The 22,687-nt window shown below is 43.8% G+C and carries 22 protein-coding genes and 1 pseudogene; 11 read left to right on the top strand and 12 right to left on the bottom strand.

What is annotated here, in order from left to right; translation table 11 throughout:
• Together AC1IR0_RS11665 and AC1IR0_RS11670 are read left to right on the top strand one after the other, a co-directional pair.
• Positions 1-95 (top strand): annotated as a pseudogene (locus AC1IR0_RS11665) (IS5/IS1182 family transposase); the annotation flags it as partial.
• Between the two features lie 15 nt (positions 96-110).
• Positions 111-689, top strand: coding sequence for a hypothetical protein (locus AC1IR0_RS11670; RefSeq protein WP_004732353.1), 579 nt, complete (start codon positions 111-113; stop codon positions 687-689).
• 18 nt (positions 690-707) lie between these two features.
• On the opposite strand, the gene AC1IR0_RS11675 is transcribed toward AC1IR0_RS11670, so the two are convergent.
• Positions 708-1,337: a class I SAM-dependent methyltransferase gene (locus AC1IR0_RS11675; protein WP_479741414.1), complete on the bottom strand. Its 630-nt coding sequence runs from the start codon at positions 1,335-1,337 to the stop codon at positions 708-710.
• A gap of 191 nt (positions 1,338-1,528) precedes the next feature.
• Between AC1IR0_RS11675 and AC1IR0_RS11680 the strand changes: the two genes are divergently transcribed.
• Positions 1,529-2,092: a hypothetical protein gene (locus AC1IR0_RS11680; RefSeq protein WP_253100522.1), complete on the top strand. Its 564-nt coding sequence runs from the start codon at positions 1,529-1,531 to the stop codon at positions 2,090-2,092.
• 74 nt (positions 2,093-2,166) lie between these two features.
• Here the strand turns inward: AC1IR0_RS11680 and AC1IR0_RS11685 are convergent, their stop codons facing one another.
• The gene (locus tag AC1IR0_RS11685; protein WP_253161016.1) at positions 2,167-2,499 is read right to left on the bottom strand and encodes a HopJ type III effector protein; all 333 of its coding nucleotides are present in this window, start codon (positions 2,497-2,499) and stop codon (positions 2,167-2,169) included.
• 175 nt (positions 2,500-2,674) lie between these two features.
• On the opposite strand from AC1IR0_RS11685, the gene crcB reads away from it, so the two are divergent.
• On the top strand, positions 2,675-3,055 hold the full coding sequence (gene crcB, locus AC1IR0_RS11690; RefSeq protein WP_180037213.1) for a fluoride efflux transporter CrcB: 381 nt from the start codon (positions 2,675-2,677) through the stop codon (positions 3,053-3,055).
• An 89-nt stretch (positions 3,056-3,144) separates the two neighbouring features.
• On the opposite strand, the gene AC1IR0_RS11695 is transcribed toward crcB, so the two are convergent.
• Positions 3,145-3,396, bottom strand: coding sequence for a type B 50S ribosomal protein L31 (locus AC1IR0_RS11695; protein WP_004732342.1), 252 nt, complete (start codon positions 3,394-3,396; stop codon positions 3,145-3,147).
• A 96-nt stretch (positions 3,397-3,492) separates the two neighbouring features.
• Positions 3,493-4,791: an ABC1 kinase family protein gene (locus AC1IR0_RS11700; RefSeq protein WP_005248249.1), complete on the bottom strand. Its 1,299-nt coding sequence runs from the start codon at positions 4,789-4,791 to the stop codon at positions 3,493-3,495.
• A gap of 287 nt (positions 4,792-5,078) precedes the next feature.
• On the opposite strand from AC1IR0_RS11700, the gene AC1IR0_RS11705 reads away from it, so the two are divergent.
• Positions 5,079-5,285 (top strand): DUF1737 domain-containing protein, encoded by a 207-nt coding sequence (locus AC1IR0_RS11705; RefSeq protein WP_004281552.1) that lies wholly within the window; start codon positions 5,079-5,081, stop codon positions 5,283-5,285.
• A gap of 42 nt (positions 5,286-5,327) precedes the next feature.
• Here AC1IR0_RS11705 and AC1IR0_RS11710 read toward each other — a convergent pair whose 3' ends face one another.
• Positions 5,328-6,686, bottom strand: a complete 1,359-nt coding sequence (locus AC1IR0_RS11710; RefSeq protein ID WP_085064902.1) for an MATE family efflux transporter — start codon at positions 6,684-6,686, stop codon at positions 5,328-5,330.
• A gap of 39 nt (positions 6,687-6,725) precedes the next feature.
• On the bottom strand, positions 6,726-7,184 hold the full coding sequence (locus AC1IR0_RS11715; RefSeq protein WP_005108571.1) for a DMT family transporter: 459 nt from the start codon (positions 7,182-7,184) through the stop codon (positions 6,726-6,728).
• Between the two features lie 126 nt (positions 7,185-7,310).
• Here AC1IR0_RS11715 and hemW point away from each other — a divergent pair, with 126 nt between their 5' ends.
• A complete protein-coding gene (gene hemW, locus AC1IR0_RS11720) occupies positions 7,311-8,465 on the top strand; it encodes a radical SAM family heme chaperone HemW (protein WP_425879451.1) in 1,155 nt (384 codons plus the stop codon).
• A 173-nt stretch (positions 8,466-8,638) separates the two neighbouring features.
• The gene (locus AC1IR0_RS11725; protein ID WP_409665956.1) at positions 8,639-9,583 is read left to right on the top strand and encodes an HNH endonuclease; all 945 of its coding nucleotides are present in this window, start codon (positions 8,639-8,641) and stop codon (positions 9,581-9,583) included.
• 77 nt (positions 9,584-9,660) lie between these two features.
• Here the strand turns inward: AC1IR0_RS11725 and AC1IR0_RS11730 are convergent, their stop codons facing one another.
• The 5 genes from AC1IR0_RS11730 to hemF all read right to left on the bottom strand — a co-directional run bounded on the left by AC1IR0_RS11730 (position 9,661) and on the right by hemF (position 14,625).
• Positions 9,661-9,870 (bottom strand): cold-shock protein, encoded by a 210-nt coding sequence (locus AC1IR0_RS11730; RefSeq protein ID WP_004281542.1) that lies wholly within the window; start codon positions 9,868-9,870, stop codon positions 9,661-9,663.
• A 347-nt stretch (positions 9,871-10,217) separates the two neighbouring features.
• Positions 10,218-12,041: an acyl-CoA dehydrogenase C-terminal domain-containing protein gene (locus AC1IR0_RS11735; RefSeq protein ID WP_409665958.1), complete on the bottom strand. Its 1,824-nt coding sequence runs from the start codon at positions 12,039-12,041 to the stop codon at positions 10,218-10,220.
• Positions 12,042-12,439: 398 nt separating this feature from the next.
• Entirely contained in the window at positions 12,440-13,228 is a 789-nt protein-coding gene (gene aroE, locus AC1IR0_RS11740) for a shikimate dehydrogenase (protein ID WP_005263792.1), read from the bottom strand.
• Between the two features lie 99 nt (positions 13,229-13,327).
• Complete coding sequence (locus tag AC1IR0_RS11745; RefSeq protein WP_004281539.1) at positions 13,328-13,534, bottom strand: hypothetical protein; 207 nt, start codon at positions 13,532-13,534, stop codon at positions 13,328-13,330.
• Between the two features lie 134 nt (positions 13,535-13,668).
• Positions 13,669-14,625, bottom strand: a complete 957-nt coding sequence (gene hemF, locus AC1IR0_RS11750) for an oxygen-dependent coproporphyrinogen oxidase (protein ID WP_005263791.1) — start codon at positions 14,623-14,625, stop codon at positions 13,669-13,671.
• A gap of 238 nt (positions 14,626-14,863) precedes the next feature.
• On the opposite strand from hemF, the gene hemN reads away from it, so the two are divergent.
• A complete protein-coding gene (gene hemN, locus AC1IR0_RS11755) occupies positions 14,864-16,237 on the top strand; it encodes an oxygen-independent coproporphyrinogen III oxidase (protein ID WP_479741415.1) in 1,374 nt (457 codons plus the stop codon).
• A gap of 138 nt (positions 16,238-16,375) precedes the next feature.
• Here hemN and ribA read toward each other — a convergent pair whose 3' ends face one another.
• Positions 16,376-16,978 (bottom strand): GTP cyclohydrolase II, encoded by a 603-nt coding sequence (ribA, locus tag AC1IR0_RS11760; protein WP_004645027.1) that lies wholly within the window; start codon positions 16,976-16,978, stop codon positions 16,376-16,378.
• Positions 16,979-17,287: 309 nt separating this feature from the next.
• On the opposite strand from ribA, the gene dxs reads away from it, so the two are divergent.
• The 3 genes from dxs (at position 17,288) to AC1IR0_RS11775 (ending at position 22,570) form a co-directional block, all read left to right on the top strand.
• The gene (gene dxs, locus AC1IR0_RS11765; protein ID WP_409665963.1) at positions 17,288-19,198 is read left to right on the top strand and encodes a 1-deoxy-D-xylulose-5-phosphate synthase; all 1,911 of its coding nucleotides are present in this window, start codon (positions 17,288-17,290) and stop codon (positions 19,196-19,198) included.
• Between the two features lie 114 nt (positions 19,199-19,312).
• Positions 19,313-20,143: an inositol monophosphatase family protein gene (locus AC1IR0_RS11770; RefSeq protein WP_004281534.1), complete on the top strand. Its 831-nt coding sequence runs from the start codon at positions 19,313-19,315 to the stop codon at positions 20,141-20,143.
• A gap of 552 nt (positions 20,144-20,695) precedes the next feature.
• Complete coding sequence (locus AC1IR0_RS11775) at positions 20,696-22,570, top strand: DEAD/DEAH box helicase (protein ID WP_004281533.1); 1,875 nt, start codon at positions 20,696-20,698, stop codon at positions 22,568-22,570.
• Positions 22,571-22,687 lie beyond the last annotated feature (117 nt).

The following is a 22,687-nucleotide window of genomic DNA, read 5'->3' on the forward strand; positions in this document are numbered from 1 at the left end:
TCGATATGACAAGCTCAAAAGAAATTATCAAAGTTCTGTTGCTTTAGCCTGTATATTTTTATGGCTACCTTTATAGGGTTAATTATGAACAGTAAATGTCAACAGACCCTATGCAAAAATTACTGATCACTGCGCTGCTGTTTATGCTTGGACTCTGGGTCTGGAATGAGTTTTTTCGTGCCATTCCGCATCTGCAAGAAAAAGGCGTACTTAAAAACTTTAAAGTAGAACCCGTTAAGCGCATTTCCGCGACTTATATTGTGCATGATCACCGTTTCGTAAAACCTGATCGTCGGGTGCTGCATCAGGCCAGCCCTGTGGTGGGGCATTTTAATGATCTGGCCTATCTGAGTAATATTGATGTGCTGTTGCTGACTCAACCGCTGCCCGCTATACAGGCAAAACTGGAGTTTGATGAAGCAAAACGCTGCTATCAGCTCGAAGGACAAACCAATAAAGCGGAGCGTGACTTCGTCAATACGCATGTACAGTATTTTAGTCTGATTGCTGCCACTGAAAAAATTGCCGATCAGATTCGCCGGCTAAAATCGGGGCAGAAAATCACGCTCACTGGTGATCTGGTGACAGTTCATTCAGGCACGACTGGACAAGAATTCCGGGTCGGGACGGGCTCTGAATATCGTGCTCATTGTCAGTTGCTGCAAGTAACCCACCTTCAGCCACACTAAATATAAGATGGTCGTAAATTAGCTTCCTGGTTTACGAACACGTGCTAACAACATACGTTGGCCAATCTTGGGTATACCCTCGGCATCTACATAACTTAAAGTTTCTATTTCAAAACCGGTTTCCAGCAAGGCGGTTTCAATATCCCGATTCAGATGACAGCCATCTGCGACTTTCTTTTGAATGGGAGTGAGTAAATGTTGTAGACGCTGAATATTTAAATTTTGTCGATTCAGAACATGTTCGACGACATGTAAAGTCCCACCCGGTTGTAGCACACAATAAATTTCCTGCAGGCTCTGTTCCAGCTCTGCAATACTACAAAGCGTCCAGGTAGACACAATATTTTCCACACTATTTTCGGCAAAAGGCAAAAGTTCTACGCTGGACTGAATATGCTCAACCTGAAACCCTGCCTGTTGAATTCGCGCTTCTGCCAGTTTGAAGATCGCCGGATTTGGTTCTAGCGCATAGACCTTATCAACCGATTGATAAAAAGGCAGATTCAGGCCGGTACCAAAACCAATTTCCAGTACTTCACCGGAAATATCCAAAAGTAGTTCACGACGCAAGTCCATCAAGGATGGCGTTTGCATCACTTGATTCAGCAGATGCGCAAAGATATGTTGTTGATAAAGTTTATACAACATTTGAGTTATTTTAATTTGATGGAAATACGTTCTAGCTTAACTGAAAAATAAAATGATAGGCATATATCGAGCTGACTAAATACATGCAATTTGTTACCAAGTTCAACTGTTTATTCATTAAAAAATCCGTAAGATCAAGGAAGATATCCTTAAAACGTTTAATCAACTTGATTAGGATTAGATTAAAAATTATGCTCAAATACTTTAAACATTATGCTTTGCTGGCCAGCCTGTTGCTGCCTATTTCGGGCTATAGCTCGGTCGACCACAATATTGCCAAAGGTTTGCCTCCTGTCGTTAAAGGCCAGTCAATTTCGGTCTTGCAGCCCTTTAAAGGTGATTTCCGTATTCTGGGTTCCAAGGTTTATAGTTCTGACCCGCAAGCCAAATTCTCTCCGATTGATTATGCCGTCAGTTGGGGGCTGTTTGCTGAACCTGAAATTGCCCGACATATCACAGTGAATCAATATGACCGTTATTTAAACTGGAAAATGGATCGGGTGCCAGTGCCGGTAGAACAAGCCAAGCAGATGGTGTCCAATATGCATATCATTCCTGCCAATCCTGAAATTGCCAAGGCAATTAAAAAAGTAAAGCGTGGCGATCTGGTGCGTATGCAAGGGGAACTGGTTGAAGTGCGTGACAAAGATCTGGTCTGGAAATCGTCTTTAACTCCGACCGATACGGGTGATGGTGCCTGTGAAGTTTTCCGCGTCAGTTCCATTAAGTGGATTGAAAAAGTCGCTAAGAGCTAAAACAGACATTCTATACACTTCTGAGTTGTATAAAAAAACCGCTCCTTTGAGCGGTTTTTTTATCTGCTTAGTACTTACTTCGCAGTTAAAGCCTGACCTTCAAAGGCAATTTCATCCCACCCATTAAGCATAAATTGACGGATATTCTGATGATCAGTTGCCTCTGGCGTCGCCAGTACAGCCGAATAATGTTCGGCAAACAGGCTTAACGTTTGTGCCTGATCCAGACCATTTAATTGTGCAAAAGAAAAGACTTTGGCGCTGCCCTGGTTTTCTGTGGCCGCATTATTCTGCTGGCCATTTTTAAATGCAGTCGGTGTATGCGTATAACGCGATTCGATATAAGTAATCACATCTGCAAATTTTGCTTCGCCTGCTGCCAACTGGGCCAATAAATCCTGTGCCATGCTGTTTTTCCTGTGCCATTCATGAAAATTGGATGCAATAAATATAGCAATTTTCTTGCGAAGTTCCATGGTATTTCATTGATTTTCGGTTCAAGATAACAGTGAAAATTATCCATGATGAATATGAAACTGTGGATAAAATAAACTTGATCAATAAATAGAACAGGAAAAAAATATGGGCTGGCTTTGGGTGGCAATGGGTGGGGCAATCGGTGCCAGTCTGCGTTATGCCGCCGGACTTTGGCTGTCCAAACCACAAATGCAATTTCCTTGGCCCACCTGGTGGCTCAATATTCTGGGCTGTTTATGTGCCGGGATTTTTTTTGCCTGTAGCCAAAAGTATCCAGTACTCCAACAAGAAGCTCGTCTGTTTTTAATGGTGGGAATTCTCGGTGGTTTTACCACATTTTCCAGTTTCGGTCTGGAAAGCTTTTTGTTATTCAAGCAAGGTGCTATGGGCCTAGCGCTGTTATATGCATTATCCAGCTTAATTGTCGGCATTATTGTTCTGGCGCTGGGCTTTTATTTAACTTCGATCGTATTGGCACAGAGTTAAAATAAGCGCATAAAAAAGTCAGGAAATTGGAGGTCATTTCCTGACATAAACCACGATTTAAATCTTAAGATAACCGAGGTTTTTCGGTTTTAGCCCCGTTTAAAGCGGCCAAAACGTTTGTTAAAGCTTGCCACACGTCCTTCATTGCTGGTCTGACGTTGCTCACCCGTATAGAAAGGATGTGATGCACTCGAAATATCTAGTGTTACATAAGGATATGTTTTACCTTGATATTCTTTAGTTTGGCTCGAGTTCATCGTGCTGCCAATCACGAAATAGGCATCGGCATTGGTATCATGGAATAACACTTCACGATACTCGGGATGGATATCTGAACGCATATCTAACTTCCTCATGATTCTTGATTAAATGTTATAATGTAACATTTGATATTTCAAGTAATCTAGGGTTACAGCGTGTAAGCCTATCGTCTCAACTTAGCTTCGACTCGGTACCAGTTCTTCAAATACATCACTTAAATCATCATGTACTTTGAGATGAATCAGGTTCCAGTATTGTCCTGAAATTGTGCGATTCACCATCAAGGTATCAGGAGAGGGCTTAAATACATCCCAATATTTCAACGAAGGTTTCAGCAACTCCATCCCATCATGATGCGCTGAGTTTTCGGCAAAATCATAGTCAGTGACCAGAGGACGCATGAGCACTTCCAGCCACTGTTCATATAATTCTTTCGGGAATTTTCCAGTTTCAGTCAAGGAATGCAGCGCATCCAGCTGTTGCTCGATCACGGGAATATTCTTCTCGCGTGCAGCATGGATCAGTTCCCTAAAATGTCCAATCACTTCAGTCGATAAGGTTTTGACGCCACCATAGTCATAAACAATCACAGAGCCATCTTCACGAAATGCAAAGTTGCCTGGATGCGGGTCACAGTGAAAGCGTTTCAGATAAAAAATTTCCTGACCAATGGCGCGGAAGAGGCGGCGGCCTAAAGCATTTCGGGTTTCGAGTGGCCAAGTGCTGGCAGTTTCGATACTTTCACCAAGCTCTTGGCTTAAGGTCAAAATATGTCGCGATGAATACTCATGAAACACTTTCGGAATCACAATTTTATTGTCCAGAGGCTCATGGAAGGCACGGGCGATTTCCAGATTCTGGGCTTCAATTTCATAGTTCAGCTCATTGTCCAGACTGTGCTGAATTTCTTTAAATAATTGATCTTGAAGTTTACGGTCAATCTTTAAGACGCCCATCATGCGCAGTGCCAGACGAACTTGTTTCAGGTCGCTTTCGCAGGCTTCATCCACACCAGGATATTGCACCTTGACCACAACTTGCTGGCCATTCGGTAGGGTGGCTTTATGCACCTGACCAATCGAGGCCGCGGCAAATGGCTGCTCATCAAACTGCTGGAAAAGTTGCTGTAAAGGTTTACCCAATTCTTTTTCCACTTGTGCCTGAATTTCTTTAAACGGCATCGGTGGCGCCTGACGCTGTAACTTGGCAATGGCTTTAGCGACTTCGGGCGGGAAAACATCTTTATATTGAGAGGCGATCTGGCCAACTTTCATGACTGCGCCTTTCATTTCCCCCAAGGTATCCGCAATCTGCACACCAATATCCTGAAATAATTTACTGCGTGCAGTGTTTTTCTGCTCGTCATCGGCAGTTAAATTTTTAATGGAATTGGAGAGGGTTTTACCTGCAATACTTGCGGTCATTCCGGCAAGTTTCATAAAGCGACGACCGGGCGTGCTAGCCGTTTTTGCCATGCGAGATTCCTTGAAACCAACTATGAATGGATGTATTTGATCATAGGTGACAACGGTTCAATTGCCTAGATTTAATTGTAGAGGTTGTGTTGTGATTTCCTTCAGCTTCTCCATGTTTAATGCATCATCTTTGATTTGTTAAAAGATTTATCTTTATTGCTTGCGTTTAAACTATAAGAATATGCCGGAATCCGTCATCGTTTTAGATAAGACCGAGTACTAATTCTGAATGTTGTTTTATAGCTAAAAGCTTAGAATAAACAGAGTATAGTAATGAAGAAAATTCAATGAAAGTCTATCGATATTTTACCGGGAAAGATGATGTACATTTTTGTGCGCGGGTGACCCGTGCCTTAAATGAAGGTTATGAGCTATATGGTTCACCCACCATGACTTTTAATGGTACGGATGTAATTGTGGGGCAGGTGGTGATTAAAGATGTAGTGGATGAATCTGAGATTCCACAAGGATTAAAAAATGCGCTGGATCTTTAATCTCAGCGCATTTTCTAGCTTAAATTAATCAAATAAAAGTGTTTAGTTGTTTAGACTTAAGCGTTTATTATTGCCATATAAACGGCCCAATAAAAGTATACAAGCTACGCTGAGGCCTACAATCAGGCCAACCCAGACACCGGCGGCGCCCATGTCGGTAAAGCGGGACAAATACACCCCGACCGGGAAGGCGATGACCCAGTAAGCCAGCATGGTAATCCACATTGGCCCCTTGGTATCCTGCATGCCGCGCAGACAACCTGCCGCACTGATCTGCCACGCATCCATCAGCTGATAGGCAATGGCAAACAGAATCAGATACACCGCAATTTGGGTCACGATCAGATCTGAGGTGTAGAGTGCTACGATTTCATTGCGGAAAACCCAAAGCAGAATCATGGTCAGGATCGCCAGAATAGTGGCAGTAATCAGGCCGAGATATTGTACTTTACGCATGGCTTGCCAGTTCTGTTCACCATAGTAGGTGCCAACCCGAATGGTCAGGGCAATCGCCAGTGACATGGGAATCATGAACAGTTGTGAAGTGACAGAAATAGCAATCTGATGGGCAGCGACAATGGTCTCACCCAAAGGACTCAGCACAATTGCAGCAGTACTGAAAATACTGACCTCAAAAAAAATTGCCAATCCGATTGGAAAGCCAAGCTGTAAGATGCGCTTCATCCATTCCGGGTTGATTTTTTCCCAATGGGTAAAAGGCTGGGTACGTTGATAGGCCTTATTTTTAAAGATATACAACGCGAGGGTGATGACCATTAGCCACTGTAAAATCGCCGTGGCAAACCCACAGCCTGCACTGCCTAGGGCCGGAACAGGGCCAATACCATACATAAAGATATAGTTCAGCGGAACTAGCAAGACCAGCGCCAATAAACTAATCACGGTCACCGGACGCGGATTTCCAATCGCTTCAGAATAGCCGCGTAAGGCCGCATACATGGTTACCGCTGGCATACCAAAACCAATCGCATGCAGAAATAAACCGGCTTTAGGTTGTAAGCTTTCCGGTACACCTAAAAGTGGCAAAGTGGCCGGCAAGAGTTGCAAAATCAAGCCGGCAATTACCCCAAGAATCAGGGCAACCCAAAGCGATTGACGTGCAATGGTGGCAATTTTTTCAGGTGTGCGTGCGCCATTGGCCTCAGCAACCAAAGGCGTCGTGGCAATCATAATGCCACTAAACAGCAGCATCACCGGAATCCAGAGTCCTACTCCGACGGCAATCGCGGCAAGATCGGTAGCAGACAGGTGACCGGCCATAATGGTATCAATCAGACCCAGACCAGCCTGAGAAAATTGGGTCACCAGAATAGGCAGCATCAGATGAAACAGTTTTTTTAATTCAAAACCAAAGGTTGTGACTGGTGAAACATTCGACACAAAAATTACTCATCGTGATCATGTGCTTAAATAGAAGGTTTAGCGTTGTAAAGTGAGAAGCACACCAATAAAAATTACCACGCCGCCTAAAAGACGTTGCCAATTAATCGGCATTTTTTCATTACCCAATAATCCCAGATGATCGACCAGCATCGACATCACCATCTGACCAAAAATAATGAGACCGCTAAGAACCAGAAAGCCAAGTTTGGGCGCTGCATAAATGCTCATGCTAATCGCGTATACACCCACGATGCCCCCGAGCCATAAATACCAGGGAACACTCATCAGTTCCTGTAAACCGGGTTTGGGATTGGACTGAAAAAGTACGATTACGGCGAGCACTATTGTACCAATCAAAAAGGAAAAAAATGCAGCTTGAATAGGAGAATATAAATATTCTTTTAGTTGTGTATTAATTGCGGTCTGGAGTGTCAATAAAACACCGATTGCAAAAACCAAAGGAAGTAAAATAATAAGTTGGGAAGATATTTTCATAATTTTAACTGACTAATTCTATTTAAATTTTTAGGCATATCACACGATCAAATTTAATTTTAGCAGTCTTGCCGCCGAGTCATGTTAAAATTCGGCTATATCTTGTAATCGTTTTTGAGTAGTTCTTTGGCTGAATTGAATCCTGCTGCTGTCCCTTTGTCCTTATATATTCATATGCCTTGGTGTGTGCGCAAATGTCCTTATTGTGACTTCAATTCGCATGCGGTTCCGGATGGTCAATTATCACTGGAATTGGAGCAGGAATATTTACGAGCACTGGTGGAAGACTTTAAAACTCAGGTCGATTTTGCCCAAGGCCGGCAGATTCACAGTGTCTTTATTGGTGGGGGGACGCCGTCACTGATTTCTGCCCCAGGCTATCAATGGTTATTTGATCAGCTCAAAGCCGTTATTCCCTTTGCCGAAGGCTGTGAGATTACGCTGGAAGCCAATCCCGGTACGGTCGAACATGATCCGTTTGCCGGTTATTTGCAGGCCGGCATTAATCGTTTGTCAATTGGGGTGCAGAGTTTTAATACCGAGCATCTCAAGCGTTTGGGACGGATTCACAGCAATGAAGATGCGATTTCTGCCATTGGGCTGGCACGTGAAGCTGGCTTTCAGCGCATTAACGTCGACTTGATGCATGGTTTACCGGAACAGACTTTAGAACAGGCTTTACATGATTTAAAACTGGCGGTAGAACAGGGTGCTACGCATATTTCCTGGTATCAGTTGACGATTGAACCCAATACGGTATTTTTCCGGACTCAACCGATTTTGCCTGTCGATGAAGTATTGGAAGATATTCAGGAGCAGGGTGAGCTTTATTTAAAAGCCCAGGGTTTTGTCAACTATGAAGTTTCGGCTTGGCGTAAAGAACTGCCTTCAGCGCATAATCTGAATTACTGGCAGTTTGGTGATTATCTGGCAATTGGCGCCGGAGCACATGGCAAAGTCACTCAGCCGGATGGCGTGTATCGGTTCCAGAAAACCCGTCTACCTAAGGACTACTTAGCCAAAGTACCTGCAGAACATGTGCAGTTTAAGCGCATTGAAGATGCCGACCTGTCTTTTGAATTTATGATGAATGCCTTACGTTTAAATCAGGGTGTGGAAGCCAAACTCTATGCTGAACGTACCGGTTTGAGTCTAGATACTTTAGATGAGTTACTGAGTTCTTTACGTGATAGAAAATTAATGGTCGATGATCAAGATCGGCTTTCATGTACCGAGCAGGGGCATATCTTTTTAAATTCGGTGCTGGAAGAATTTCTTTAATTATTTAATTTCTCCATTGTTCTAAAAGAAACCCTAATAGGATTTTATTGGGGGTTTTTTATTGCCTTAAATAAAATGCCTAAAGTCTGATTGATGCTTTCTTAGAGAGAAGTTTTCTGAGAATATTCAAAGATTAAATTAAATGAATATTATAATTTCTAAAGGGTGGACAGGTGGATACATTATGGGCTTTTCAGCAGCTGGATTTAACTGATACCCGATTCTTTATTTTTGATAGTAAAAGTGATCATCTGGTTTATGAAGATCGGGACTTTCAAGAATATCATTGGGATCAAAGTAAATATAATCGAGTCAGGGAAGGGGATTTCTTTTTATATCGACGACCGCAAAAAGCCTCTGAAATTAAAAATCAATTCTATCTTTATGGTGCAGGCCGTATAGCCAAGATTATTGCACCTACTGCCATTCCTCAAAATCATCAAAAACGCCGAACCAAACCGGTCTTTGCGAAAGTGATCGATGGTATACGTTTTATAGATCCTATTCTGCAGTCCGATTTGGAAGATTTTCAATGGACTTTTAAACCACGCGGAAATACTTGGGAACATTTTTTTCAACAATATGGCATGAATGAGATCACGGCAGATGATTTTTGGCGATTACTTAAATTAGCAGGAATAGGCGAAAAACAGGATGCTTTGTTAGATACGCATTTACGTCAAGAAATCCTCGATTATAGTGTTGAAGATCAATATGCCAATGTAAAAGTTCGCGGTTCGCCACACCAGGAATTTGCTTTACAAGTTAAACTTAATTATCAATATCAATGTGCGATCTCTGGTATTAAGACTAAAGCCTTTTTAGTGGCTTCTCATATCGTACCTTGGTCTGAAAATCAGGTACATAGAAGAAATCCGCGTAATGGAATTTGTTTATCTTCTTTATTGGATCAAGCTTTCGATCAGGGATTTATCACGCTAGATAAAGGGCTTAAAGTGTGTCTTGCGAATCAAGCCAAGCAAGATGCGAGTTTATACGCCTATTTAAAACTTTATCACGGTAAACGAATCGACGTACCAAAACGTTTTGCCCCTGATCCGGTATTTTTAGCCTGGCATAGAGCACACCGGTTTTTAGAACAACCCAATGATCTTTAAAAGCGAGCGGTATGAGAGAAATGATAGGAACAAAAAAAGCACTCTAAGAGTGCTTTTTTCAATATCTTGCTTCTAAATTATAGAGCAACGATATTTACAGCTGTCGGGCCTTTTTGACCTTGAGCTACGCTGAAAGAAACCTTTTGGCCTTCAACTAAAGTTTTGAAACCTGAACCAGTGATTTCGCTGAAATGAGCAAAAACGTCTGGACCTGATTCTTGTTGAATGAAACCAAAACCTTTAGTTTCGTTGAACCATTTTACTGTACCGTTAACTGTATTAGACATAATATAACCTATTGAATCGTATAAATTTATAGCCAAAATTTCAGATGACTAACTGTAACTTTGAAAAATAAAAAGGATGGAGCTTTTTGATCTGTAATACGAAGGTTTATGACTAAAACTGCGATACTTAAAAGAAGACTAACCAAAACAAGAATTTTTCTAGTTGGGATTATCATACCGCTTATTTTGAGATATACAAGCGTTTTATTTGGCTAATTTATTAGGATGTTGAAAAATATAAAATTAAATTTGTATATTTTCTATCCAGAAAGGTTTTTTAAGTTAAACAAGGGCGTCTACATCAATAAAAAGAGCGCCGAAGCGCTCTTTTTAACTCAATTTACAACTTAATAGTCAAAGCTAAAGTGTTCTGGAGCGAGTGCCGTCATGGTTTTAGATGGATTCACCATCGCTTCTGCGTGACCTTGGGTACGTGGCAGGATACGTTCAAAGTAGAAATCAGCAGTTTTGATTTTTGCTTTATAGAATTCTGGAACTTCCGCACCATCGGCAGAAGCCAGTTTGGCTGAAGCGACTGCGGCTTGCTGTGCCCAGAAGTACGCCATCATCACATAACCGGAGAACATCAGGAAATCGACTGACGCAGAAGAGACGATGTCACGGTCCTTACGTGCAGCCAGCATGATACGCACAGTTAGTGCATTCCACTGTGCACAGAGCTTGGTTAAATCCCAGGCAAAGCGGCGCATATATTTATTACGTGCATGCTGACCGCAGAATTTCAGGATTTCAGCAGTGTAATCACGAATAACTTTACCTTTTGATGTCAACAGCACTTTACGGCCAATCAGATCCAGTGCCTGAACACCTGTTGTGCCTTCATACAGGGTAGAGATACGTGAGTCACGTACGATCTGTTCCATGCCCCATTCTTTGATATAGCCATGTCCACCGAAGACTTGCATACCGTGATTTGATGCCTCATAACCCATTTCGGTCAGGAAGCCTTTCAGGATTGGAGTATAGAACCCAAGATGGTCATCATGCTGTTCAAATGCTGCAGTATCGCCACGCAGCAAAGCATCATTCATGTTGTCGGCAATTTTTGCTGCATGATAAATCATGGCACGGCCACCTTCAGCAATGGCTTTTTGCGTCAATAGCATACGGCGGACATCAGCATGGTGAATGATCGCATCCGCTACTTTTTCCGGATCTTTTTTGCCAGACAGGGCGCGCATTGACATACGCTCTTTGGCATACGGTAAAGCACCCTGGAATGACAATTCAGCATGACAAATACCCTGAATCGCAGTACCAATACGCGCCGTGTTCATAAAGGTGAACATAGCGTGCAAGCCTTTATTCGGTTCGCCAATCAGGTAGCCAGTCGCATTGTCAAAATTCAGTACAGCCGTTGCTGAAGCGCGAATCCCCATTTTGTGTTCAATCGAACCGCAGTTCACTGGATTACGCTCGCCGATCCCGCCATCTGCAGCAGCAATAAATTTCGGTACGATAAACAGAGAAATCCCTTTGGTACCTTGCGGCGCATCTGGAAGGCGTGCCAGTACGATATGTACGATATTTTCAGTCAGGTCGTGCTCACCTGCGGAAATAAAGATTTTGGTGCCTGAAATGGCATAGCTGCCATCTTCTTTCGGCTCTGCTTTGGTCTTAACTTGACCCAAGTCAGTACCACATTGCGGCTCAGTCAGACACATGGTGCCCGCCCAAGTTCCTGCAACTAAGTGAGGCAGATACGTGTTTTTCTGCTCATCGGTACCATATTGCATGATAGTGTTGATACAACCCACACTTAAACCCGGATACATCTGGAATGACCAGTTTGCAGTCCCCATCATTTCCGATTTGATCAGGTTTAAAGACATTGGCAGGTTTTGGCCACCAAATTCTTCAGGATAAGACAGACCTTGCCAGCCACCTTGTACGAACTGGTCGTAAGCTTCTTTAAAGCCTTTCGGTGTTTTTACTTCGCCATTTTCAAAATGACAGCCTTCTTCATCACCGCTTTGATTCAACGGCGACAGTACATTTTCACAGAAATCTGCAGCGCCTTCTAAGATCATATCTACCGTGTCGGCATCGGCATATTCACCATTCGACAAATTCTGGTAGTGCGCAGGGTAGTCAAGCACTTCATTCATAAGGAAGCGAATGTCGTGTAAAGGGGCTTTATATGCTGGCATGCGTTTAATCCTGATTGAAATTAGTTTTGGATTATCTGTATCGATTCTTTGATTATTCACATTCGGGATAAAAAAACATTGATGAATTCAGTGAATAAAAATGTCAGAAAAGCGAATCGGTTTTTAAGGCTAATGAATGAAATCATCGAATTTCATCATTAGGTGTTTACATTACAGGAAGATTAAAAACTTGTTATATCAATGGAATTTAATGAGTTAAAAGGTGATTTGTCCAGTATATTTTTGTATGAATTGTGCTCGGATTCAGGTGGCAAAATAACTCATTTTAAAATGTCATTAAAACCAATCCATGGTTTTTCAGCTTATAAAAAGTAGTAGGAGGGAAGTAAAGGGTTGCAGTTGCAACCCGAACTGAACTCATTAGAGAGATAGGGGTTTTAAAGAAACTCTTTTAAATCCGGTTTGATACCATTCCAGATGTAAAAAGATTCAATTGCTTGACCGACCAGCATGCCAAAACCTTCAGATGTCGGTACACCGCGTGCCTTGGCTTGATCCAGAAAGGAAGAAGGTTTGCCATAGGCCATTTCATAGGCCCGTTTAAACTGTAGCGTTTCCGGTAAAACCAGGGCATCACCGCTGAGACTGGCAGAAGTGGCATTAATCATCAAATCAAATTCACCGGCTAAAGTGTCTAGTGAAATCGCCTGTAATTCGACTTGCGGTACGGCATTCTGAAGATCAGCGACCAGTTGTTCCGCCCGTGCCAAGGTACGATTGGCGATCACGATTTTTTTCGCACCTGCCTGGGCTAGGGGATAGATTACACCACGCGTGGCACCGCCTGCACCAATAATTAAAATATCTGTATTTTCCAGTGGCCAATCTAGTGCTCGAATTGCTTCAACCAGTCCCTGACCATCGGTATTGTCGCCATGCAGCACACCATTTTCCATCCATAGCGTATTCACGGCTTTGGCAATTTTGGCCCGTTCACTCAGCACCTGACAGTGGGCAAAAGCCTGTTCTTTAAAGGGTACGGTGACATTCATGCCACTACCGCCATTGCTAAAGAATTCCTGAATGTTGGCTACGAAGCCATCCAGTGGCGCCAGACGCTTGGTGTAACTCAGGTCGACACCAGTTTTAGCAGCAAAGGCGTGATGCAATTCTGGAGAACGTGATTGTTCAATCGGGTTACCAATCACGGAAAATTGTTTGCTCATTTCACAATGTCCATGTGCGGAAATGGTCATCAATATACGTGAAAAAGCGCAGGGACTAAAGCCTGCGTGATTTTGAATTGCTGCTAAGTTATTAGGATTTTAGGAACTACAAATATCCATAATATGTTCCGCAAACATCAGCGCCATACTGAGAACAACCCCAAACCCAGTCAGGATACTCACCAGAATAGCGGCGCCATCCAGAATCAGGTTGTGACTCAAAATTGCGGTACTCATCGCGCTGATGGCGAGAGCCAGAAAAAGCCAAAAGGCCAACACAGGTAGATTTAATTGAAGATTATGCATTGTTATTCTCACTAGACATCAAATGGAATATGATCGATGTAGCGATAGGGTGCCGCGATCAAATCAGGTATTTCTATGCAGCAGTATAGAGGATATATCTATTAAAACAGCCCTCTATTTGAGGGCCGTTTGTATCATTTCATTGCGTTGGATTTTAATTCTGTTAACCAGTTATGTGGTTTCAGGTAGTAATCTGTTAAACGTTTTTCCGGTGAGCCCTCATCCCATTCAGGGCGATATGACCATCCGGTAAGCGGGGGCAGACTGACCAGAATCGATTCAATCCGGCCACCAGTCTGCAAGCCAAACAGGGTGCCGCGGTCATAAACCAGATTGTATTCCACATAACGACCGCGACGGTATAACTGAAACTCGCGTTGTGCTTCGGTATAAGGCTTATCCTGATTGCGCTGGAAAATCGGCAGAATGGCTTCTAGATATCCATTGCCTACAGCCTGCATATACTGGAAACAGGTTTCAAAATCCCATTGATTCAGGTCGTCAAAAAACAAGCCGCCAACGCCACGCTGTTCATCACGATGTTTCAGATAAAAATAATCATCACACCATTGTTTATGTTCAGGATAAACCTCTTCGCCGAATGGCGCACATAGATCATGCGCCGTTTGATGCCAAGACAGTACATCTTCATCATTCGGATAAAACGGGGTCAGGTCAAAACCGCCACCAAACCACCAAATCGGATCTTGGCCTTCTTTTTCAGCCACAAATAAACGCACGTTGGCATGCGAAGTCGGTATATTCGGGTTTTTTGGATGGATGACCAGTGATACCCCCATCGCTTGCGCTTTGGCACCGGCAATATTGGGATGGCGTTCGGTCGCAGAAGCAGGTAGCTTGGAAATGTTGATGTGGGAGAACATTACCCCACCTTTTTCAATCACCGTACCATTTTGCAAAACACGTGAACGGCCACCACCACCTTCTGGACGCTCCCAGTCATCGATGATAAATTCGGCCGTACCGCCGCCAGCACGTTCCTGCTGTTCTAATGCTGCACAAATCCGTGCCTGCAAGTCGAGGAGAAATTCACGAACGTGTTGAATATCCGTAGATGTAGGATGCTGCATCAGAGCCCTCGTAGGGAAATAAAAAACTAACGACATCAAAGCATAAAATCAGTCAAAGATTAAGGTCTAATTTGGTGATGCAATTCATCAGCCCAGACATTACATTCCACTATTCATAAGCAGAATGCATCATTAAATCCGACTAAATGGCTAGGTTGAATTCTTTTTTCAAGCTCAGCACAATAACTCACAAGCGCTCATTGGCTTGAGCATTTCTCGACGGTAATAGGTGGGTCTCATGTCGGTACAGGTCAATTCCCTGATTCAAAAATACAATGTTCCCGGGCCACGCTATACCAGTTATCCCACTGTTCCGTATTGGGAAGAGCAGAATTTCTCGCTGGAACAATGGAAGCAAACGCTAAAAAAGTCTTTTGATGAATCCAATCAAAGCGAAGGCATTAGCTTGTATATCCACCTGCCATTTTGCGAAAGCCTGTGTACCTTCTGCGGGTGTCATAAGCGCGTGACCAAACGCCATGAAGTCGAACAACCTTATATTCAGGCACTGCTGAAAGAATGGGGTCTATATTGCGAGTTATTACAAGAAAAGCCCATCATTAAAGAGATTCATTTTGGTGGAGGAACGCCGACCTTTTTTTCAATGGCACATCTGGCTCAACTAATTCAAGGCATTCTGGCCAAAGCAGACGTAGCGCCTGAGTATGAATTCAGTTTCGAAGGTCATCCCAATAATACTACGCGTGAACATTTGCAGGGATTGTATGACCTGGGTTTTCGTCGGGTCAGTTATGGTGTGCAGGATTATAACGAAACCGTGCAAAAGGCGATTCACCGGATTCAGCCTTATGAAAATGTTAAACAGGTGACCGAATGGGCGCGAGAAATTGGCTATGAATCGATTTCCCATGATCTGGTCTTTGGTCTGCCATTTCAGAGTCTGGATGATGTTTTAAATACTATTGAACAAACCAATTCGCTCTTGCCGGACCGTCTGGCTTTATATAGCTATGCACATGTGCCCTGGATTAAAGGTAATGGTCAGCGCGGTTTTAAAGATGCCGATGTGCCCAAAGATGCGATCAAACGGGAATGCTATGAAGAAGGTAAAAAGAAGTTACTCGCGCATGGTTATCATGAAATTGGCATGGATCACTTTGCTTTAGAAAAAGATGCGATGTACCAGTCCTTTCAAGCTGGAACATTGCACCGCAATTTTATGGGATATACCGCCTCTAAAACCCAAGTGATGATTGGACTCGGGATTTCTTCGATCAGCGATAGCTGGTACAGCTTTGCGCAGAATGTGAAAACAATTGAAGAATATTATGAATGCCTGGCGCGGAATGAAATTCCGGTATTTAGAGGACATATATTAAATCAGGAAGATTTGATCATTCGGCAACATATTCTAAATTTGATGTGCAGCTTTAGCACCTCATGGGAAAATTCCGAACTACGTTTCCCTGAAATTGATGAGGTTTTGGAACAGCTTGAGGAAATGGCACAGGATGGCTTGATTCAATTTTCAGACTCGTCAGTCACGATTCTGGAGAAAGGGAAACCATTTGTACGCAATATTTGTATGGCTTTTGATTTACGTTTAAAGCGACGGATGCCAGAAAGTCGGATTTTCTCCATGACGATTTAATCTCCCCTTAACCCCATTTTTAAGAAAAAGAGGGAAAACCTCCCCGAGCAAGACTTAAGCATTGCTTTAAGTCGAAGCGCAAGAAAGGGAGGTTTGGAGGGATGAAGTTAAAATAACGCGGGAAGGAGTTTAAAAATATTAAAAATCATCTTTTTTATAAAGATGTGCCATGCGTTCGTGCTTGGTCTTCAGATATTGTTCATTAAAAGGGTTTAAGCCTACAGTCAAAGGCACACGATCGATCACATTAATCCCCTGGGCTTTTAAAGCTTCAATTTTAGAAGGATTATTGGTCACGAGACGTACTGCTTTCACCTGTAAATGATCCAGCATGATGCTACACATATCATACTGGCGTGCATCTGCGGGCAGGTTCAGCATTAAATTGGCATCTACGGTGTCATGTCCCTGATCTTGCAGAGCATAAGCGCGAATTTTATTGGTCAGGCCAATGCCACGACCTTCCTGACGCAAATACAGAATGACTCCGCGGCCCAATTCATTGATCAGTTTTAAAGTCGCTTGCAATTGCGGGCCACAGTCGCATTTGAGTGAAGCAAAGGCATCACCGGTTAAACATTCAGAATGCACACGCACCACTACAGGCTCATCTGATACTTCTTCAAGTCCTTTGGAAAGTGCGACATGTTCTTCGCCAGTCTTAGGGTCTTGAAATACAGTAATTTTAAATTCACCGTGAGCGGTAGGTAATCTTGACGTTGCGACAAATTCGATTGGCACAGCTGAACCCGTTAAATCCTGAAATTGGCTAAAGTATAGCGTAATGATTGAACATTGGTAGAATTGCAAAGTCGAAATTCTGCAATAGATTTTCTTTTTTGTAGAAAGCGAACGATAATAGTTGATAAATAGTAAGATTATTCAGGATAATCGTAGGCTGCAATTTTTTCACCCCGACGAGATCATTGTTTAATATTGCATCGCTAGAAGCGTAGCTGAATTGAAGCTGCTACAATTCAGCTATATGATCGGGTACTCCCCATTGACCTAGCTTTAGATTTGCCAGGCTTTAGAAGGCTTTGCCATAATATGCTGTATACAGAAATCCCAACTCAACGCCCTGTAACACCGTTGCTTGATGCGATCAATCATCCTGAGCAACTGCGTGCACTCGAGCAAAGCCAGCTAGAACAAGTGGCGGATGAGTTACGTCAATTCATTTTGTATGCTGCCGGGCAAAGTGGCGGACATTTTGGTGCCAATCTCGGTGTGATTGAACTCACCGTGGCTTTACATTATTGCTTTAATACACCGCATGACCGCCTGATCTGGGATGTCGGTCATCAGGCCTATCCGCATAAAGTGTTGACTGGTCGTCGTGAACAGCTCACCACGATTCGTGCCAAAGATGGTCTGGCTGCGTTTCCGGCTCGTGAAGAATCTGAATTTGATACCTTTGGGGTAGGGCATTCTTCGACGGCGATTTCTGCTGGCCTAGGTATGGCGCTGGCACGTCGTTATCAGAACAAGCCGTGTGAAGTGGTATCGATTATTGGCGATGGCGCCATGACGGCAGGTATGGCTTTTGAAGCTTTGAATGATGCTGTGGCACACAGTGCTGATCTGATGGTGGTGCTGAACGACAATGATATGTCGATTTCTTGCAGTACCGGTGGTTTTGCCAAACATCTGGCTGCCATTTGGGAGCGCGGTGAGTTCGTTAATGTTACCGAGCAGGGTGAGGCATATGTACAGCCACATCCAGAATGGTTGTATAACTCGCGTTTGCACAGTGCAGCAACCGATGCTGCAGATAACTTATTCCAAGCCATCGGCTTTGACTATTTTGGCCCGTACGATGGTCATGATGTCAAACAGCTGGTGCATGTCTTTAATGCGCTGAAAAAGCGTAAAGGCCCACGCCTGATTCATGTCTATACTAAAAAAGGCAAGGGCTTTGCTCCGGCAGAATCGGATCAAATCAAGTATCACGCGATTAGCAAACTCAATGCCGTTGCTGCCAGCAATACTGCGCCGAAATATTCGGATGTATTTGGGCAATGGCTTTGCGATGAAGCGGCACAAGATGCCCGTTTGCTCGCGATTACTCCCGCCATGTGCGAAGGTTCAGGCATGGTCAAATTTGCCAAAGAATATCCGGAACGTTTCTTTGATGTCGCGATTGCCGAACAGCATGCGGTTACCTTGGCTGCCGGTATGGCTTGTGAAGGCTTGAAGCCGGTGGTTGCAATTTACTCGACTTTCCTGCAACGCGGTTATGATCAACTGGTACATGACGTGGCTTTGCAGAATCTGGATGTTACTTTCGGTATTGATCGTGCCGGTCTGGTTGGTGAAGATGGCCCGACGCATGCCGGTGCTTATGACTATGCCTATATGCGTACTATCCCGAATATCGTGATCATGGCGCCAAAAGACGAAAATGAATGCCGTCAAATGCTGCATACTGCGTATTTGTATCCAGGACCTGCAGCCGTACGTTATCCGCGTGGCAATGGACTGGGCGTCGAGATCCAGCAAAAAATGATCGAGATTCCAATCGGTCAGGCGGAAATTGTGGCCAGTTTTAACGGGCAGTATGACGAATATATTTCTGTGCTGGCCTTTGGTAGCCGGGTACAGGCTGCAGTCGATGCTGCTGAAGCCTTTGCAGTAAAACATGAGATTGGTGTGCGTGTGGTTAACATGCGTTTTGTCAAACCGTTAGATACCCAAATGCTCGATGATCTCGCTTTAAGCACCAGTCTGTTTGTCACGGTAGAAGAACATGCGGTGATGGGCGGTGCGGGTAGTGCCGTGAATGAATATCTGGCAGAAGCACAGATTGTCAAACCGATGTTGAATCTGGGTCTGGATGATACGTTTATGGCGCAAGCGACCCATGCACAGATGTTGCAGCAGGCGGGGCTGGATGCGCAAGGTATTGAAAAATCAATCAATCAGGCTTGGTCCAGCCTAGGGCAAAGCGCTTTGTCATAAGTTCTTAAAAATTTTAGACACATTTTTCCCAAAAAAGCCCTGATATTTGCTAAGATATCGGGGCTTTTATGCATTATTCTTTATCAGTGTCTTCAAATTTGTAGTGGGTGTTCAATGGAACCTATGGTGGTGATGGCTGCGCGTGCGGCTCAGTTAGTTGGTCAAGAGCTTTTAAAAGCGCATCAGAATCGTCATAAACTTGATCTACAAGTCGAAGAAAAAGGAATTGATGGTCCGGTAACGCGTGTAGATCGTTATTTGGAACAGTTGACCATCGATACCCTACGTAAAAGTTATAAAAATCACAGTTTCCTTGGTGAAGAGTTTGGCTATCAGGAAGGTAAAGGTCATGACGCCGATTGGTGTTGGGTGATCGATCCGCTAGATGGTACTTTAAACTTCATTAACGGTTTCCCGCATTTCTGTATCTCTATCGCAGTTCAGCACAAAGGCATTACTCAACACGGGGTGATTTATGACCCGGTGAAAGATGAGCTATTCTCTGCCAGTCGTGGTCGTGGTGCCATGATGAACCAGCGCCGTATTCGTGTGAATGTTAAAGACAGCCTGGAAAATACTTTTATGGCTGTTGGTCACGCTTATCGTGCCAAGCGTAATGGCGAAGTTGTGTCTTATGCCAAGAACCATTTTCAAACCCTGTTAAATGTAACTGAAGCTGGCGCGCAATATCGTCGTTCAGGTTCTGCAGCATTGGATTTAGCCTATGTTGCTGCAGGTCGTTTCGATGGTTATTTCGAACTTGGTTTAAAGCCTTGGGATATCGCAGCTGGCGAATTGATCGTGAAAGAAGCAGGCGGTACTGTAGTTGATGCACGTGGTGGTAGCGACTCTATGGAAAATGGTCAAGTTTTGGCTTGTTCAATGAAAATGCTTAAGCCTTTAATGCAAGCAGTTGTTCCTGCTTGGGGTGAAGCAGCAAAATAATCGGGTTTAGATGAATCAGAACTAATATCGAGAAAAGGCGTCCTTCGGGATGCCTTTTTTATGCATGGAAATTTAAGTCGCCAGAGACTGGTACAGGTGTATTGATGTTTGCTTGAATACTGGAAATATCAGGTGAATTGGCGAAAAGTGACTTTTTATACCACCTGTTACATTTTTTATTATATTTTAAGTATTAGAAATATATAGATAAATTATGAATAAGGAAAATTAGTTTTAAAACTTAATGACATTGTGGAATATTCTGCTATAATTCCGCCACGCACTTAATTTCTGTTCTTTACCTGAACACTATCTTCTAATCATTGTATGCGCGTGCTGTCCATAGAGAGGACATATCCTTCGCGCCCCAATCGCTTAAGCGATTCCTTCAGGTTTGCGGCCGTAATCATGCGTGCGTTATATCCACATCGTCGTTACTCGGATCGCTGCTGAATCCTAATATTTTCAGCATTATTTGCTGTGCCGCTTTTTGCCGATGTCCATAATTGTTATTTATTAAATGGAGCACCCACTTCAGGGTGAATACTCTCTATGAGCAAAACTTTTGCTGATTTTTCCCTCGACGAATCTCTAACCCAGGCTCTCGACGCTTTAGGCTTTACTACTCCTACTCCTGTACAAGAACAAGCGATTCCAGCTGCGCTTGAAGGCAAAGACCTTCTTGTGTCAAGCCAAACAGGTTCTGGTAAAACTGCTGCATTCTTACTTCCTACGTTAAATGCGTTGGCAAACCAAGATACATTAGTACCGTTTAAAGACCGTATGAAAGCGGTTACTCAACCGAATATTTTGGTGATTTCACCGACTCGTGAATTGGCACAACAGGTATGTCAAGACGCAATTGCATTTGTACGTCACATGAAAGGCGTGCGTATTGCGGCAATCATGGGCGGTATGCCTTTTGGTAAGCAAATTCAACAGTTAAAAGGCGCGCAAGTTGTTGTTGCAACTCCAGGTCGTCTACTTGACTTGGTGAATCGTCGTCAAATCAAATTGGATAAAGTTGACGCGTTAATCGTCGATGAAGCTGACCGTATGCTTGACCTAGGTTTCTCTGAAGACTTAGAAGCAATTGGTGAGTTGGCTGCAAACCGCAAACAAACTCTTATGTTCTCTGCGACTTTTGCACCACGTATCATTACACTTGCAGAACGCATGATGAATGATCCAATGCGTATTTCGATCGAAACTGGTCACTCTACCAATACTGATATTACTCAGACTTTGCATTGGACTGACGGTTTTGAGCACAAGAAAAAACTTCTTACTCACTGGTTGAACGAAGAAGACGTTGATCAAGCAGTTGTATTTGCGTCAACTCAAGAAGACACAGATATGTTGGCTGAAGAACTTGCTGAAGCAGGTCTATCAGTTGTAGCGCTTCACGGTGCTATGCCACAAACTGTTCGTAACCGTCGTTTACGTAGCATTCGTGAAGGTCGTGCGAAGATTCTGGTTGCAACTGACGTTGCAGCGCGTGGTCTTGACGTACCAACAATTTCACACGTAATCAACTTCGGTCTTCCAATGAAGAACGAAGACTATGTACACCGTATCGGTCGTACAGGTCGTGCGGGTCGTACTGGTAAAGCAATTACTTTGGCGACTTACCGTGAACGCGGTAAAATCCGTGCTTTGGAAGACTTCCTTGATGCGCGTCTAAACGTATCTGAAATTGAAGGTCTTGAGCCATCTCCACCTCCTGCACGTGGTAGCCGTGATGGCGCTGGTCGCGGTCGTGGCCGTGATGGCGGTCGTCGTGATGGCGGTCGTGGTGGTTTCGGTGGCGGTCGTCGTTTTGAAGGCGAAAGCAACTTCAAACGTCGTGAAGGCGGTGATGATCGTCCACGTCGTAGCTTCGATGACAAACCTCGTGGCGAACGTCCAGCATTTGGCGAAGATCGTCCACGTCGTGACTTTGGTGATCGTCCAGCTCCACGTCGTGAAGGCGGTTTCGGTGATCGTCCACAACGTTCGTTTGATGACCGTCCAAAGCGTGATTTCGGTGATCGTCCAGCTCCACGTCGTGAAGGCGGTTTCGGTGATCGTCCACAACGTTCGTTTGATGACCGCCCAAAGCGTGACTTCGGTGATCGTCCAGCTCCACGTCGTGAAGGTGGTTTTGGTGACCGTCCTCGCTCTAATGATGACAACCGTGGCAACCGTGTAGACTACAAACCAGCTCGTGAAGGTGGTTATGGTGATCGTCCAAAACGTGATTTTGGTGATCGTCCTGCTCCACGTCGTGAAGGTGGTTTCGGTGATCGTCCAGCACGTTCATTCGGTGATGACCGTCCAAAGCGTGATTTCGGTGATCGTCCAGTACGTCGCAACTTTGATGACAAGCCACGTGGTGAACGTTCGTTCGGTGGTGAAGATCGTCCACGTCGTAAATTTAACGACTAATTCAGTCGCTAGATGAAGATAAAAAAACCGGTAGAAATACCGGTTTTTTATGCATTGAGTTTTTTACTTTTTAACGTAAAATGTCTACTAAATCATATTTTGTCAGGGTTATGATAA

It is taken from the genome of Acinetobacter sp. 129952, from assembly GCF_056642055.1.